Source organism: Pseudomonas sp. GM_Psu_1 (assembly GCF_026544185.1).
GTDB classification, from domain to species: domain Bacteria; phylum Pseudomonadota; class Gammaproteobacteria; order Pseudomonadales; family Pseudomonadaceae; genus Chryseomonas; species Chryseomonas oryzihabitans.
Genome location: NZ_JALNUX010000005.1, coordinates 398,154 through 411,317, shown reverse-complemented (window position 1 = coordinate 411,317; position 13,164 = coordinate 398,154). Strand labels below are relative to the sequence as shown.

Below are 13,164 nucleotides of genomic sequence, written 5' to 3'. Positions count from 1 at the left end.
CGGATATCTGTGGGAGCAGCGGTCCCAGGCCGCTATCTACGGTTCAGCGTCAACAGCGACGCTGTAATGCCTGTTCAGGTAGTCGATGTCCTGAAGCACGAGATCGCGATCGCCGCAAAAGATGAATGAGCCCAGCGAGTCCTTGTAGCAGTAGAATTCTCCCGAAGCGACGTCGCCGGCCTTGGGTATCGAATGGGTACTAAGCGTTGGCAGATTTTCCAGGGGTGGTAAGGCCACCTCTGTGACGTAAAGCGGTGTGAGGGAAAGGTGCTTTTTAGGAAAGGTCATATAGCCAAAGGCTTGGGCCCTCCGCTGGATATCGACTGAAGGATCCAGGCCCAGTTGTGCCGCGAGATGGATTAGCTTCAGGTCCAGCCCGTAGACCATCTCTATCATCTCGACAATGGCCGCGCCGCCAGGTCGATAGGCGATTTCCAGCAGTTCTGCGCCAGCAAAGGCCTCTATGTGATAGACCCCGTCAGGCGCATCGAAGGCGGTTATCACGGCTTCGGTAAAATGGCGCCAGATATTCTCGATCATCTCCTCGGGAACCGCTATCACGCCGACCGGTTTTTCCTGCAGGAAATCCATGGGTTTGCCTAGATATTCGCCGGCCGATAGGAAGGCCAGTGTTCCTTTACGGACGATACAATCAATATGGTAGATGCAGGCTGGATTATAGGTTTCGATAAGATACTGATGTTTGCTCATATCCTGATATTCAGGGTTCGAATCGATATCGATGGACGACATTTCGTCTGCTTCGTTAATGATCCGGACGCCTTGAGCGCCCGCTAGTGAGCGCGGTTTGACGATGATGGGAAACTGCACCTGCCCAAGCTTGATTTCATCGAGCGTTATTTCTCTGGCGGTCCTGATTCCTGCGCGCTGAGCGATCTCTTTCATTTTTTTCTTGTCGCGAAACCTTTGCGCCTCTTCTCGGGTGATGCCTGGAAGTTGCCAGCGCTCATTTGCTGAAGCGGCTACGTAGAGCGAAAATTCGTCGAAAGCCACCGCGGTAGAAATGCTGTAGTGGCGAGCTATCTTATCAAGGGCTGCCTCTACCTCGGTGGCGATGGCGAAGTCAGAGACGAGAAAGTTTTCCGGGCGTTTCAATTCCTCTCGCGCCTCGCCCAGATAATCCTCCAGCAGGAAGACGAACCTCCAGGTCTGCAGGTCATACTTCGCCTTGAGCGCCGCTACGTTCAAGGCGACATCCAGGTCGGAAGAAACGATCAGTACCGTATGTTCGAGCTGCATTTCCAAATCCTGTTATGCTTGCGGCTATTGGTGCGCGCAGGGCCTCGGGCCCTGCGCGCCTAGAGCGCCCCACTATTTCCAGATGGGCGCCGGAAGTCTTCAGATATAACTTTTCAGGCTTCCGCGCCGTTTGACATCCAGCGTGGCACAGTGGAAGGAGCCACCGAAGGTCTGAAAGTGCTTGAAGGGACAGAGGATGGTCTTGAAACCCCACTGGCGGAAGGCGTTGATCAGAGCCTCCTCGTCCTGCTCGACGACCACCGTTCTTTCGTCCAGCATCAGCACATTGATGTGAATCCACTTGGAAGTGATGTAAAGAGGATGGTCGTCGGGCAGGTTGGACGGCGGCGGAGTCAGGATTTCCCAATCTTTGAAGATGTCAGGAATTTGCGGTACCCAGCCCTTGTTGACGAGTACGCGGCCTGGCGCCAGCGGCAGTATCGTCGTGTCGATGTGGATGGGTCCTGGCTCTTCGAACTCATAGATATGGATGCGATAATCCGATCCGAGGGTTCTGCGCAGCCATTCGATGCCCTTGTTATTCGTTACATGGCTACGCTGGCCGATGATGTCGCGGCCCATCTTCATGAAGTCGGCCGCGTCAAATAGCGGTTCCACCTCGGTGATTATGGAGTTGAATGGAATCTCCTGGTCGAAGTCATAATCCTTTTTCCAGATGTTGTCTTTCAGCATCGGCTTGGGGGCTGAGATCCAGTCAGCACCTCTGCTGAAGTAATCGTTCAGGATGTCACGAAAAGCGAAGGTCTCGAAGTAACGGCTGCGCCAGGCCATGGGCACTTCAATGATCTTTTTGCCGATTGCGAAAAGGCAGTCCCTTGGCATGGCGGAGTAGAAGGTGCCACCTGTAGTGAAATGGGGAGTCACTATGGGCTGATGGTGATTGAACTCGTTTGGCCGTTTTACTCTTATGCCCTCGGCTTCCAGGATCCTGGCCAGCGTATTGACTTCCTGCCTGGCCTTGATGACCAGTTCTTCCGGAAATCGCTGTCCAGAGTATGTCTGGAAAAAGTCGCTCGACTCTCTGGGTATGATGGCTCTCAGACCGGTATCCCATTCAGGTACGCGGATGTCATCCATTATGCCAACTATGACCTCCTCCAGGGGATCCCACTCCGTATAGACTTCTACGGGGCTTTCCAGGTTGGAAAAGGATGACGGCTCTTCTGTTTGGAATTCCATGATAAATGGCCTTTGGCAGTAAATGAAGAGTATATGTTTGGCGAAAAAATAGTGGGTGGCAAGAGAGGCGGTTAGGAAGTTATATATTGTCGGATTATAAGATGACGGTATTCGTATGTGGTGGTCGGGTGCCGGTGCTAAGGGTGCGGGTGAGTGTACGCGCCTTCTGCTTAATTGATAGTTCTTGCTTGGGTGGTGATTTGTAGTGGATGTTCCTGATTACTGCTGCGTTTTTCTGAAATACCTGTGGTTGGCGGCTTGGCCTGGTTAGGCTAGTTCATATAACGAAGATACGCCGGTCCGCGCGATAGGTATTGGCATGCATATAATAAGTAGGCCGAAAATTGATATGCTGATAGTATTTCTTTGGAAATCATGCTGCTGGCATGTTCATGGCTTATTAAAGTCGCTTCGGGAGATTCCACGTTGCGGGGAGGGGCTACGGGGCGCTATCGAAGGCCCACTGTGGAAGTTGCCCAGGAGGTTGGGCTGTACCTTGCCAGCATCGGTACCCTGTGACGCGAAGATACGCTGGTCAAGGCTGATCGCCGCCCGGCTGTGCCTTTCCTGCAAATCGGGATAGGCCGGTTCGCCAGCGGCACAAAGGGAGATGCCTCATCACTGGGGGTGCTCGTCCTGGAGTCACAGATAAGTCTTCGGCGTCGAATGCTCCCGGAAGGGGCAGGGCAGCCTGGGTATCGAAGGCCTGGGCCTTTCCAGCGGGGCCGCAGCAGCACGTTCGCTTCAGCTCAGACCGCCGTCTCTTTGCCGAGTCAAGATGCGATCTGGTGGGCGGCAATGAGTATTGCCAAGGGAGGGCAGGCTTGGCTGTGCTTGGTGGCTGTCAGCGATATATCAGCATCCTACCGAGCAGCAGTCCGAATGCCGCCTGCGCTGGCGGTCTGGTTGCGCCCAGCCAAGGGCGCCGAGGTACGTCCAGATGCGGCCGCAGGGTCTGCGGTCGCTTTAAAGAATTACCTTGTCCTTGAGCTTTTCCGCTGCCAGCTGCAGCGCCTGGATGACCCGCTCCTTGTCGTAGTTCTGGATGTTGTTGGTATCCAGGTACATGGAGAAGCCCGGCAGTTCGTGCTCGACATAGCTGGGAGAGGCGCCCAGGTCGCGACGGAAGTCCACCACCTGATAGATCTGCACCGGCTTGCTGAAGCCCTTGACGGTGATCCAGCTCTTGTCGCGGCACATGATGGTTTCCTTGACCAGCGAGTAGGTCTCGTGGCTGATCAGGATCTCGCCGGCATCGGCGGCATTCTCCAGGCGGCTGGCCAGGTTCACTTCGCGACCGATGATGGTGTAGTCCATGCGCGTGCTGGAGCCGAAGTTGCCGACCGTGCAGTAACCGGTGTTCAGGCCCATGCGGATCTCCAGCGGCTTGTTGATGCCCTGGCTGCGCCACTGCTGGCGCAGGACCTTCATGTGCTTGCGCATGGCGATGGCCATGGAGACCGCGGCCACGGCGTCCTTCTTGGCGCCCTGGCTGTTGGCGTCGCCAAAGAACACCATCACGCAGTCACCGACGAACTTGTCGATGGTGCCACCGTATTTGACGGCGATCTTCGACATCTCGTTGAGGTAGTTGTTGAGCATGTCGGTGAGGGCTTCGGCCTCGAGTTCTTCGGACAGCTCGGTGAAGCCCTTGATGTCGGAGAAGAACACCGTGATCTTCTTGCGCTGGGTGCCCAGGGCGATGTGTTGCTTGCCGGTGAAGATGGACTCCCAGACCTGGGGCGAGAGGTATTTGGCCAGGTTGTGCGCCAGGATCGCCGACTTTTCCTGCTCGCGCTTGAGATCGTCGTTGATCTGGATGAGGCGCTTGCGCTGGCGATGCAGGAAGTAGCCGGTGCCCCAGAGGTGCAGCATGGTGCCCACCACGCTGGTGACCGCCACCAGCAGCGGACTGGTGAGGTCGACACCCTGGAAGAAGGTGGCGCTGCCCAGCGCCGCGGCGCTGGTGGCGAACAGCAGGCACAGGCCGAGCAGGCGCGGGCCACCGCGCAGCATGCTGGTATAGCCGAGCATGAACAGCAGCATCAGGGTGGGCATCAGCGGGAAGCGCAACACCACCGCGGCCATGCCGACATGGATGGCGTCCAGGGCGGCGAGGATGATATCGGTCTGGGCGCCGCGATCGCGTCTGAGCTTGAGACTCAGGGTCTGGGCCACATGGGGGTAGAGCAGGGCATAGGGGATCAGCCACAGGCCCACCGCATCGGCCTGGGTGTAGTACCCGGCGGTGACGCTGGCGGCGGCGATCAGATAGGCGAATACCCGGGCGTAGTAGACGCCCAGGCTGTCACCGGACGCAGCGAGGAACCGGTTGAGCGCAAACTTCATCTGTCGGGTCCGTTTCGAAAAAGGCGAGAGGTCGGGATAACTCCGTTCGCGACGATGAAAGCGGCCGGGTTTTCTAGCATTCGCGATCTTAGCCGACCGCCCCGGTAGCGGCCAAGAATGTCAGCCATTCCGCTGCTGTGACAGCCAAATTCGGCAGTCGTCCCTGGGGTACACTGCGGCATCTTTACAGGAGAGACGCTATGGATGCCCTCGAAGCCCTTTGCAATCGCGCCTCGGTCGGTCGCCTGACCGAACCGGGCCCAACGCCCGCGCAACTCGAGACCCTGCTGCGCGCCGCGGACCGGGCGCCGGACCACAAGCTGCTGCGCCCCTGGCGGCTGATCCTGGTGAGCGGCGCCGGCCGCACGGCGCTCGGCGAGCTCTATGCCGATGCCCTGCGCCGGCGCGAGCCCGACGCAGATGCGGCGGCCCTGGACAAGGCGCGGCGCATGCCGCTGCGGGCCCCCCTGGTGATCGCCGTCGTCGCCACGCCCCAGGAACACCCCAAGGTGCCGGTCCAGGAGCAGATCATCACCGCCGGCTGCGTCGCCCACGGCCTGGTCAACGCGGCCTTCGCCCTGGGCCTGGGTGCGGTCTGGCGTTCCGGTGAGTTCAGCTACGATCCCTGGGTGCTGCAGGCGCTGGGACTGGCCGAGGACGAACAACTGGTGGGCTACATCTACCTGGGCACGCCGGAGATGGCGCCGCGGATCCCGGCGCCGCGTGATCTGAGCGGCCAGGTCAGCCATTGGTCAGGACCGGTCTGAGCGGCAGGGTGACGGTGGCGAGAAAACCACCGTCCGGGTGATTGCTCAGGTGCAGCTCGCCACCATGGCGCTGGATGGCGCGGCGGGCGATGGCCAGCCCCAGGCCATAGCCGGTGGCCTGCTGCTGATCCGAGCGGAAGAAGGGCTCACCCAGCCGGGGCAGGTCGTCGACCTTGACTCCGGGGCCATGGTCACGCACCTGGATGCGCACCTCGCCCGCGGCGGCGGTCGCCGAGATGACGATCGGCAAGGCGGGCGGGTTGAAGCGCAGCGCATTGCGCAACAGATTGTCCAGGGCCCGTTCCAACACATCGGGCCAGCCGTCCAGCCGCAGGGCGGCGGGAACGTCCAGTTCCACCCGCTGCTGGGGGGCGCTAAGTTGGGCATCCTCGACCAGGCCTTCCAGCAGCGGGTGCAATTCCAGCTGCTCGGGCGGACCGGGATCCGCTTCCTGGCGGGCCAGGGCGAGAATCTCGCCGATCAGGGTTTCCAGGCGATCGCATTCCAGGGTCAGGCGCGGCCACATGTTGCCCAGGTCATGGGGGTCGGAGCGTTCGGCCAGCGCCAGGGCGATGCGCAGGCGAGCCAGCGGGGAGCGTAGCTCGTGGGACACGTCGCGCAGCAGCTGCCGCTGGCTGTCGATCAGCCGCTGCAGATGGGCGCCCATGCGATTGAAGTCTTCGGCCAGCACGCCCAGTTCGTCCTTGCGGCGGGCGAGGCGGGCGAGGGTGTCCTGCTGATAGGCGGTCTGCCCGAGATCATGGACCGCACGCCTGAGATGATTGAGCGGGCGGGTCAGGCTGAGGGTCAGCAGCAGGCTGAACAGGGTCAGTACCACCGTGGCGATGGCCAGCATGCCGACCGGCCAGAACAGGCTCTGGCGGCGCCAGGCGCCCAGTTCGGGGGTGGGCAGGTGGTAGATGAACAGGTAGGTCTGGCCGCTCGGGCTGGTGTATTCGTCGGTCAGGCGTCGCCAGGGCAGCGGCCGGTTGGGGTCGCGGGCGCCAGGACCGGGGCGCTGCTGACGCTGCGGCTGGTCGAGATCCTGGTCGAAGATGCGCGGTGGCAGGGTGCCGCGCACCAGGGGCGAGCCGTTCTCGCCCAGCACCAGCACATCGATGCCGTAGCGGCCCTTGCGCTGTTCGAGCAGGCCTTGGGCGGCGGCGGGACCGTCGTTTTCATAACGTTGCACCCACTGTTCGGGGAGGTCGCGCAGGCCGGGATGCTGCGCGAGGATCCAGGAATCCTGGTCGGCCAGGTGGCCGAGCAGCATGGTCAGGCCGACCGCGGACAGGATGGCCAGCCAGAAGGTGGCGAAGATGCGCCAGAAGAGGGAACGAAAAACCATGCAGTCGCCTTAGAAGCTGCTCAAAGTCTGCTGCGCGTCGGCCAAACGGCGTTGAAAATGCCTTCGGAATGCTCATTTACCACTCGTAAACTCCGCTTCCTCAGGCATTTTCGCCTTGTTTGTCTCTAGCTCGCGAGATTTTGGGCAGGTTCTTGGTCAGACGCTGCGCCGAGGACCATCGGCGCAGCGATCGGGGATCAGGAGGACTTGTGGTCCTGCTTCCATTGCTGGAACTCGGCCCACTCCTTGGCGCGATCCTCACGCTTCTTTTCCATTTCGTCGAAGCGCTTCTGCTGATCGGGCTTGAGCAGGGCGCGAATGGACTGACGGGTCTTGTCGCGACTGCCATCCAGCTGATCGTGCAGGGCCTTGCGCTGATCCTCGGGCAGCTTGTCGAGGTAGCTCTTGACGATCTCGCGCTGCTGCTGGCGCTCCTCGCCCATCAGCTTGCCGACCTGCTCGCGTTGCTCGGGGGTCAGCTTGAGGCCGCGCAGGGGGCCATCGCCACGCGGACTGCCATCCATCAGCTTGCCGTGGGGCGGCGGGGTGATGTCGGTGCTGTCCTGGGTAGCGGCCAGGGTCAGGGTCGGCAGCAGGGCGGCGAACAGCACGGCGGGCATGAGTTTGCGCATCGGGAAATCTCCTTGGGATGACCGGTGCAACACCGGATGAGCCCAGTCTAGGAGCGGGGGAGTCAGTGGCGGTCAGCGGGGGTAAAGAGGGGGTAAAGGCTGCGCGGTGGGCTAGACGCTGTAGTAGTAGCCGCGGCCCCGCAGCGCCAGGATGCGCGGACGACCGTCGGCATGGCTGCCGAGCTTGCGGCGCAGATTGCTGACATGCATGTCCAGGCTGCGATCGTAGAGGGTCAGCTTGCGGCCCAGGGCCGCCTGGGCCAGGGCCTGCTTTTCCAGGGGTTCGCCCGGTTGCCGCAGCAGGGCTTCGAGGATGCGGCTCTCGGTGAGGGTCAGGGTGATCTCGGTTTCGCCGATGTTGGCGACGCCGCGCGCCAGACTCAGCGACAGGTCGCCCAGCTGCAGGCGGGCCGCGGGCTGGGCCGGATGACTGCGTCTGAGGATGGCTCGGAGGCGCGCGGTGAGTTCGCGCGGATCGCAGGGTTTGGCCAGGTAGTCGTCGGCACCTAGCTCCAGGCCGAGGATCCGGTCGAGGGGTTCGCCCCGTCCCGATAGCATGAGTACGGGCAGTTGCGGATGATCGCTGCGCAGCTGCTTGAGCAATTCCAGGCCACTGCCGTCAGGCAGCATCACGTCCAGCACCACCACGTCCGGCGTCGCCTCGCGCAACTGGTTGCGGGCGTCGCTACCGGCATGACAGGCGGTGACCTCGAAGCCTTCCTGTTTCAGCCAGGCACCGAGCAGGTCGCACAGTTCCTGGTCGTCATCGATCAGCAGTATCTGACTCATGAGATCAGTCTCGCGGTTCATCCATGGGTTGCAGATGGCGCGCCAGATAGAGGCCCTGACCGAGCATGAACACCAGGGTCATCGCCAGACTGCCAAAGACCTTGAAGTCGACCCAGAAGCTTTCGTAGGTGAAGGCCACGTAGAGATTCGCGCAGCCGCAGACGATGAAGAAGACGATCCAGGCGACGTTCAGCCGCGTCCAGATAGGGGCTGGCAGGCGCACCGCGTGGCCCAGCATGCGCTGGATCAGCGGCTTTTCGCCGATGAAATGGCTGCCCAGGAAGGCCAGGGCGAACAGCCAGTTCACCACCGGCGCCTTCCACTTCAGGAAGGTCTCGCTATGGAAGGCCAGGGTCATGCCACCAAACACCAGGCAGGCGATCAGCGTCAGCCACTGACTCTTCTCCAGCCGGCGCTGGGTCGCGAAGATCGCGCCGTAGACCACCAGGGAAGCGACGATCAGCACCGCGGTGGCGCTGAAGATGCCGCCCAGGGTAAAGGCGTGCCCGGCGAACTCCAGCGGACGCGGATCGAGCTTGTAGACCAGGAAGAACAGGAGCAGGGGGATGAAATCGATGAATTGTTTCATTAACGCAGCCGATAGCAGTGCATCGCGGCATAATACCTGATGAAGCCGGAGGAGAAAGCCATGCGTATCGACCTGCACTGTCATACCACCGCGTCGGACGGCGCCTTCGCGCCCGCCGAGGTGGTCAGACGCGCCCACGAGCGCGGGGTGCAACTGCTGGCCATCACCGATCACGACACCCTGGATGGCTATGCCGAAGCCCTGGAAGCCGCGGACGGCCTGGGTCTGCGCCTGCTGCCCGGGATCGAGATGTCCTGTACCTGGGGTGGGGCGACCCTGCATGTGCTGGGCTACAACTTCGCCCCCGAGGCGCCCGAATTGAACGCTGCGCTGGAAGCCCTGCACGAGGGACGCTGGGAACGCGCCCGGGAAATCGACCGGCGGCTGGCGGCCAAGGGCATGCCCGGCACCCTGGACGGCGCCCGGGCGGTGCAGCTGGCCCTGGGCGACAGTCGCAATGCGCCGGCCCGGCCGCATTTCGCCGAATACCTGGTGCAGGCGGGCTTCGTCGAAGACCGCGGCGATGCCTTTCGCAAGTGGCTGGGCGGCGGCAAGCTCGGCGACGTCAAGCAGCACTGGCCGACCCTGGCCGAGACCCTGGCGACCCTGAAGGGCGCCAAGGCATGGATCAGTCTGGCCCACCCGCTGGCCTATGGCTTCACCCGCACCAAGCTGCGCAAGCTGATCGGAGAATTCGTCACCGGCGGTGGCCACGCCATCGAGGTGGTCAATGGCGTGCAGCCGGCGGAGCAGGTCGGCACCCTGGCAATTCTGGCGCGGGAATTCGGTCTGATGGTCAGTGCGGGCAGCGATTTCCATGCGCCGGCCGACTGGTCGGAGCTGGGGATGTACCGCCCGTTGCCCGAAGATCTGCCGCCCCTCTGGGCGCGCTTCAGTCAACCGCTGTACCCTCAGAATCGGGAACCCCAATGAGCCAGTTCATCGAGATTCATCCGCAGAATCCCCAGCCGCGGCTGATTCGTCAGGCCGTGGAAATCATCCAGTCCGGCGGTGTCATCGCCTATCCCACCGATTCGTCCTATGCCCTGGGCTGCCGTATCGGTGAGAAGAGCGCGGTGGAGCGTATCCGCCGCATCCGCCAGCTCGACGACAAGCACAACTTCACCCTGGTGTGCTGCGATCTGTCCGAGCTGGGCATCTATGCCAAGGTGGATACCAGCGCCTTTCGCCTGCTCAAGGCCTACACACCAGGACCCTATACCTTCATCCTCAACGCCACCCGCGAGGTGCCGCGCATGCTGCTGCATCCCAAGCGGCGCACCATCGGCGTGCGGGTGCCCCAGCATCCCATCACCCTGGCGCTGCTGGAGGCGCTGGGCGAGCCGCTGATGAGCGTGAGCCTGATCCTGCCGGGGGATGATGAGGCCCTGGGCGATGCCTGGGAGATCCGCGAGCGTCTCGAGCATTTCGTCGACCTGGTGATCGAGGGCGGTCCGGGTGGCCTGCAGCCCTCCACCGTGATCAGCCTGGCCGACGACGAGCCGGAAGTGATCCGCGTCGGTGCCGGTGATCCCACGCCCTTCATGATCGAAGCATGAGCGAAGCCCTGGACCCCCAGCTGCTCGAACCCGAGCAGCTGCGCCTGGCGCTGGTCTATGGCGAGGCCTTCACCGAACTGCCCCAGGACCTCTACATTCCGCCGGATGCGCTGGAGGTCTTTCTCGAAGCCTTCGAGGGGCCTCTCGACCTGCTGCTCTATCTGATCCGCAAGCAGAACATCGACATCCTCGACATTCCTGTCGCCGAGATCACCCGGCAGTACATGAGCTACGTCGAGCTGATGAAGGCGGTGCAACTGGAGCTGGCCGCCGAATACCTGCTGATGGCCGCCATGCTGGCGGAGATCAAGTCGCGCATGCTGCTGCCGCGCGCCGAAGGCCTGGAGGCCGAAGAGGAAGATCCGCGCGCCGAACTGATCCGCCGGCTGCAGGAATACGAGCGCTTCAAGAAGGCCGCCGAGGACCTCGACGACCTGCCGCGGGAGGGACGCAACTTCGTGGTGCCCAGCTTGCCGGCGCCCGAGGCGCGGGCGCGCAAGCTCCTGCCCGAGGTGGAGCTGGGCGAGTTGCTGCTGGCCATGGGCGAGGTCCTGCGCCGCGCCGACCTGTTCGAGAGTCACCAGGTGACCCGCGAGGTGCTGTCCACCCGCGAGCGCATGAGTCAGGTGCTGGAGCGCCTCAAGGATGGCGCCTTCGTACCCTTCGTGGCGCTGTTCACCCTGGATGAAGGCCGGCTCGGGGTGGTGGTGACCTTCATGGCCATCCTCGAGCTGGTCAAGGAATCCCTGGTGGAGCTGGTGCAGAACGAGCCCTTCAGCCCCATCCACGTCCGCGCCCGGGTCAGAGACACCGACGCGGAAGAGGTCGCTCAGGCGTAAGCCAGCGCTGCCGTCGCGGCCGCGCTCTTGCGCTTGCCGACCCGCAACCGGGCGCCTTCACCGGCCGCGGCCAGGGCCGCGGCTTCAGCCACGCTGGGACTGCCGGTGTGTTGCAAGGCGACCGCACTCGGCGCGGCGATGCCCTCCTGTTGCGCCAGACGTTCGGCGGAGAAGCCCTGCAAGGGCAGTTGCCAGCGCTGGGCCAGGTGTTGCAGTGCGTTTTCCTCCACACGGCGGTCCACCGTCGCCAGCGCCGTGAGGGCGTTGGGGTCGCAGCCGGCCTCCTGCAGCACCGCCAGCGCCAGCGCGGTCAGCTCCTCCACCGAACAGCCCCGGCGGCAACCCAGGCCCAGGACCAGCGCCATCAGGCCTGAGGCGCCTGGCGATGGAACAGCCAGCTGCAGGCGAGTCCCAGGAGCAGCCAGAACGGCAGGTTGCTGGCCAGCACGGCGATCTGGAAGTGCCGTTGCAAGGCCTCCGGTGCCAGGCTCGCCTGAGCGACGGGTTGGGGCGCACCCAGCAGATGGGGAATGAGCAGCAGCCCGAGGGCGGCGATCTTGAAGCCGGGATGGCGAGTGAACGCCAGGAGCGCGAGCGCCGCGGCAGTGGCACCGGCAGTGCCCAGCCACCAGGCTTGACGCAGGGTGAGATCCGCCGCGGCCGTGCCGGGTAGCTCCGGCGGCAGGCCGAGGCTGGGCGCCAGGCAAAAGGTGGCATAGCCGGCCAGGCCCCACAGCAGGCCCTGGTGCAGGCGGGTCGGGCGTCTTAGATTGAACAGGCCCGCCAGGATCAGGCCGAAGCCTACCGCCACCACCAGGTTGCCGCCAAAGGTCGACAGGGTTCGCGGCCAGCCATCCGCCGGCGTCCAGGCTGCTTCTTCACCATGATGATGCTGTCCGGCCATGGCGGGCGCCTCGGTCTGGACCTCGTAGGTTTCCGCCTGGAGGATGAGCGGGGTCAGCCACAGGCTTTGCAGGGCACTCAGCAACAGGGCCGCAAGGAGGCCGGCCACGCCGGCACTGAAGGCAATACGCTGGAACATGGCGAACTCCTTTTAGTGGCAGGGGAAGCCTTCGCTATGGCGGGTATCGTGAGCGCCGTTGTGCAGCGCCTCGACATGGGAGAAACCGGCCAGAAGCACCAGGCCCAGGCCGAGCAGGCAGGCGAGCAGGGTGGCGGTCAGACGCTGGGTGCGGGTACTGGTCTGGGGCAGGGCGGTGGTCGAGCGGGTGGCAGTCATGGCAGGGCCTCGGAGTCGAAGCGGCAGGGACGCGCCGAGGCAGCGAGCCGCAGGCGGCCGCCGTCCAGCACGACCGCCCACCGCGGGTTGCTTGAAAGCAGCAGGCCGGTCTCCGGACTCACGAGGGTTGCAGGCTGCAACTACCAGGATCGCCTTCCCCAGACTTGCCGGCCGGGTGGCTCTGTGATCCTGCGCTCGTCTACCGTTGCGGGGGCAGTGCCGGACTCGGACCGGCTTCCCGTTTCACCGCGACCCATGGCGGAGTCGCGACACCTGAAGCAGCGGCGAGCAGACCACGCGCCTCGTCCGCCGGTCAAGTCTGGCCGATTGACACCCCGGCGGGGCGCTCGTAGCCTGTCGCGTTCCGAGGTGCTCTTGTCGGCAAGAGCTTGAAAGGGAACGCGGTGCGACACCGCGGCTGCCCCCGCAACTGTAAGCGGCGTTTTTAGCCTCTCCACCAGGCCACTGCTCACGCGGGAAGGCCGGAGCCGGGCGCCGCGAGCCAGGAGACCTGCCTCGCCACGTTTCGAACACGCAACCGGGCGGGGTGATCCGGGCTGCCATTGGGGCCTCGCCGCGGCGCGAGCGCCTG

The 13,164-nt window shown here is 63.3% G+C and carries 14 protein-coding genes and 2 riboswitches; of the genes, 4 read left to right on the top strand and 10 right to left on the bottom strand.

Annotated elements, in window-relative coordinates:
- Nucleotides 1-36 precede the first annotated feature (36 nt).
- The 3 genes from OXS31_RS11600 to OXS31_RS11590 form a co-directional block, all read right to left on the bottom strand.
- Nucleotides 37-1,260, bottom strand: coding sequence for a serine kinase (locus OXS31_RS11600; protein ID WP_267399090.1), 1,224 nt, complete (start codon nucleotides 1,258-1,260; stop codon nucleotides 37-39).
- Nucleotides 1,261-1,359: 99 nt separating this feature from the next.
- Complete coding sequence (locus tag OXS31_RS11595) at nucleotides 1,360-2,460, bottom strand: amidinotransferase (RefSeq protein ID WP_267399089.1); 1,101 nt, start codon at nucleotides 2,458-2,460, stop codon at nucleotides 1,360-1,362.
- A gap of 966 nt (nucleotides 2,461-3,426) precedes the next feature.
- Nucleotides 3,427-4,809: an adenylate/guanylate cyclase domain-containing protein gene (locus OXS31_RS11590; protein WP_007158489.1), complete on the bottom strand. Its 1,383-nt coding sequence runs from the start codon at nucleotides 4,807-4,809 to the stop codon at nucleotides 3,427-3,429.
- A gap of 200 nt (nucleotides 4,810-5,009) precedes the next feature.
- On the opposite strand from OXS31_RS11590, the gene OXS31_RS11585 reads away from it, so the two are divergent.
- Complete coding sequence (locus OXS31_RS11585; protein WP_267399087.1) at nucleotides 5,010-5,576, top strand: nitroreductase; 567 nt, start codon at nucleotides 5,010-5,012, stop codon at nucleotides 5,574-5,576.
- Here OXS31_RS11585 and OXS31_RS11580 read toward each other — a convergent pair.
- From OXS31_RS11580 to OXS31_RS11565, 4 genes are all read right to left on the bottom strand, one after another.
- On the bottom strand, nucleotides 5,551-6,924 hold the full coding sequence (locus OXS31_RS11580; protein WP_267399085.1) for a HAMP domain-containing sensor histidine kinase: 1,374 nt from the start codon (nucleotides 6,922-6,924) through the stop codon (nucleotides 5,551-5,553). The genes OXS31_RS11585 and OXS31_RS11580 overlap by 26 nt on opposite strands.
- A 197-nt stretch (nucleotides 6,925-7,121) precedes the next feature.
- On the bottom strand, nucleotides 7,122-7,556 hold the full coding sequence (locus tag OXS31_RS11575; protein WP_267399083.1) for an LTXXQ domain protein: 435 nt from the start codon (nucleotides 7,554-7,556) through the stop codon (nucleotides 7,122-7,124).
- A 111-nt stretch (nucleotides 7,557-7,667) separates the two neighbouring features.
- The gene (locus OXS31_RS11570; protein ID WP_027602201.1) at nucleotides 7,668-8,345 is read right to left on the bottom strand and encodes a response regulator transcription factor; all 678 of its coding nucleotides are present in this window, start codon (nucleotides 8,343-8,345) and stop codon (nucleotides 7,668-7,670) included.
- A 4-nt stretch (nucleotides 8,346-8,349) separates the two neighbouring features.
- Nucleotides 8,350-8,934 carry a septation protein A gene (locus OXS31_RS11565; RefSeq protein WP_027602202.1) on the bottom strand — a complete coding sequence of 195 codons (585 nt, stop codon included), beginning with the start codon at nucleotides 8,932-8,934 and terminating at the stop codon, nucleotides 8,350-8,352.
- 60 nt (nucleotides 8,935-8,994) lie between these two features.
- Between OXS31_RS11565 and OXS31_RS11560 the strand changes: the two genes are divergently transcribed.
- The 3 genes from OXS31_RS11560 to OXS31_RS11550 all read left to right on the top strand — a co-directional run bounded on the left by OXS31_RS11560 (nucleotide 8,995) and on the right by OXS31_RS11550 (nucleotide 11,332).
- Nucleotides 8,995-9,867, top strand: coding sequence for a PHP domain-containing protein (locus OXS31_RS11560; RefSeq protein WP_007158483.1), 873 nt, complete (start codon nucleotides 8,995-8,997; stop codon nucleotides 9,865-9,867).
- The gene (locus tag OXS31_RS11555; RefSeq protein WP_027599504.1) at nucleotides 9,864-10,493 is read left to right on the top strand and encodes an L-threonylcarbamoyladenylate synthase; all 630 of its coding nucleotides are present in this window, start codon (nucleotides 9,864-9,866) and stop codon (nucleotides 10,491-10,493) included. The genes OXS31_RS11560 and OXS31_RS11555 overlap by 4 nt, the downstream gene beginning before the upstream one ends.
- A 110-nt stretch (nucleotides 10,494-10,603) precedes the next feature.
- Nucleotides 10,604-11,332 (top strand): ScpA family protein, encoded by a 729-nt coding sequence (locus OXS31_RS11550; RefSeq protein WP_161796601.1) that lies wholly within the window; start codon nucleotides 10,604-10,606, stop codon nucleotides 11,330-11,332.
- On the opposite strand, the gene OXS31_RS11545 is transcribed toward OXS31_RS11550, so the two are convergent.
- Genes OXS31_RS11545 through OXS31_RS11535 form a run of 3 tightly spaced genes read right to left on the bottom strand, consistent with a single transcriptional unit; the run spans nucleotide 11,323 to nucleotide 12,572 of the window.
- A complete protein-coding gene (locus tag OXS31_RS11545; protein ID WP_027599502.1) occupies nucleotides 11,323-11,697 on the bottom strand; it encodes a cobalamin biosynthesis protein in 375 nt (124 codons plus the stop codon). The two genes, OXS31_RS11550 and OXS31_RS11545, sit on opposite strands and share 10 nt — an antisense overlap.
- Nucleotides 11,697-12,374 (bottom strand): CbtA family protein, encoded by a 678-nt coding sequence (locus OXS31_RS11540; RefSeq protein WP_144953750.1) that lies wholly within the window; start codon nucleotides 12,372-12,374, stop codon nucleotides 11,697-11,699. Before OXS31_RS11540 ends, OXS31_RS11545 begins: the two co-directional genes overlap by 1 nt.
- 12 nt (nucleotides 12,375-12,386) lie before the next feature.
- The gene (locus OXS31_RS11535; RefSeq protein ID WP_007158478.1) at nucleotides 12,387-12,572 is read right to left on the bottom strand and encodes a CbtB domain-containing protein; all 186 of its coding nucleotides are present in this window, start codon (nucleotides 12,570-12,572) and stop codon (nucleotides 12,387-12,389) included.
- 85 nt (nucleotides 12,573-12,657) lie between these two features.
- Nucleotides 12,658-12,864: riboswitch (cobalamin riboswitch) on the bottom strand.
- Nucleotides 12,865-12,922: 58 nt separating this feature from the next.
- A riboswitch (cobalamin riboswitch) is annotated at nucleotides 12,923-13,106 on the top strand.
- Nucleotides 13,107-13,164 lie beyond the last annotated feature (58 nt).

Excerpts from the sequence above, each read along its gene's own strand:
- OXS31_RS11545 (WP_027599502.1), bottom strand. The coding sequence starts at position 11,697 with ATGGCGCTGGTCCTGGGCCTGGGTTGCCGCCGGGGCTGTTCGGTGGAG.
- OXS31_RS11585 (WP_267399087.1), top strand. The coding sequence starts at position 5,010 with ATGGATGCCCTCGAAGCCCTTTGCAATCGCGCCTCGGTCGGTCGCCTG.
- OXS31_RS11535 (WP_007158478.1), bottom strand. The coding sequence starts at position 12,572 with ATGACTGCCACCCGCTCGACCACCGCCCTGCCCCAGACCAGTACCCGC.
- OXS31_RS11560 (WP_007158483.1), top strand. The coding sequence starts at position 8,995 with ATGCGTATCGACCTGCACTGTCATACCACCGCGTCGGACGGCGCCTTC.
- OXS31_RS11540 (WP_144953750.1), bottom strand. The coding sequence starts at position 12,374 with ATGTTCCAGCGTATTGCCTTCAGTGCCGGCGTGGCCGGCCTCCTTGCG.
- OXS31_RS11575 (WP_267399083.1), bottom strand. The coding sequence starts at position 7,556 with ATGCGCAAACTCATGCCCGCCGTGCTGTTCGCCGCCCTGCTGCCGACC.
- OXS31_RS11600 (WP_267399090.1), bottom strand. The coding sequence starts at position 1,260 with ATGCAGCTCGAACATACGGTACTGATCGTTTCTTCCGACCTGGATGTC.
- OXS31_RS11555 (WP_027599504.1), top strand. The coding sequence starts at position 9,864 with ATGAGCCAGTTCATCGAGATTCATCCGCAGAATCCCCAGCCGCGGCTG.
- OXS31_RS11595 (WP_267399089.1), bottom strand. The coding sequence starts at position 2,460 with ATGGAATTCCAAACAGAAGAGCCGTCATCCTTTTCCAACCTGGAAAGC.
- OXS31_RS11565 (WP_027602202.1), bottom strand. The coding sequence starts at position 8,934 with ATGAAACAATTCATCGATTTCATCCCCCTGCTCCTGTTCTTCCTGGTC.
- OXS31_RS11590 (WP_007158489.1), bottom strand. The coding sequence starts at position 4,809 with ATGAAGTTTGCGCTCAACCGGTTCCTCGCTGCGTCCGGTGACAGCCTG.
- OXS31_RS11580 (WP_267399085.1), bottom strand. The coding sequence starts at position 6,924 with ATGGTTTTTCGTTCCCTCTTCTGGCGCATCTTCGCCACCTTCTGGCTG.
- OXS31_RS11570 (WP_027602201.1), bottom strand. The coding sequence starts at position 8,345 with ATGAGTCAGATACTGCTGATCGATGACGACCAGGAACTGTGCGACCTG.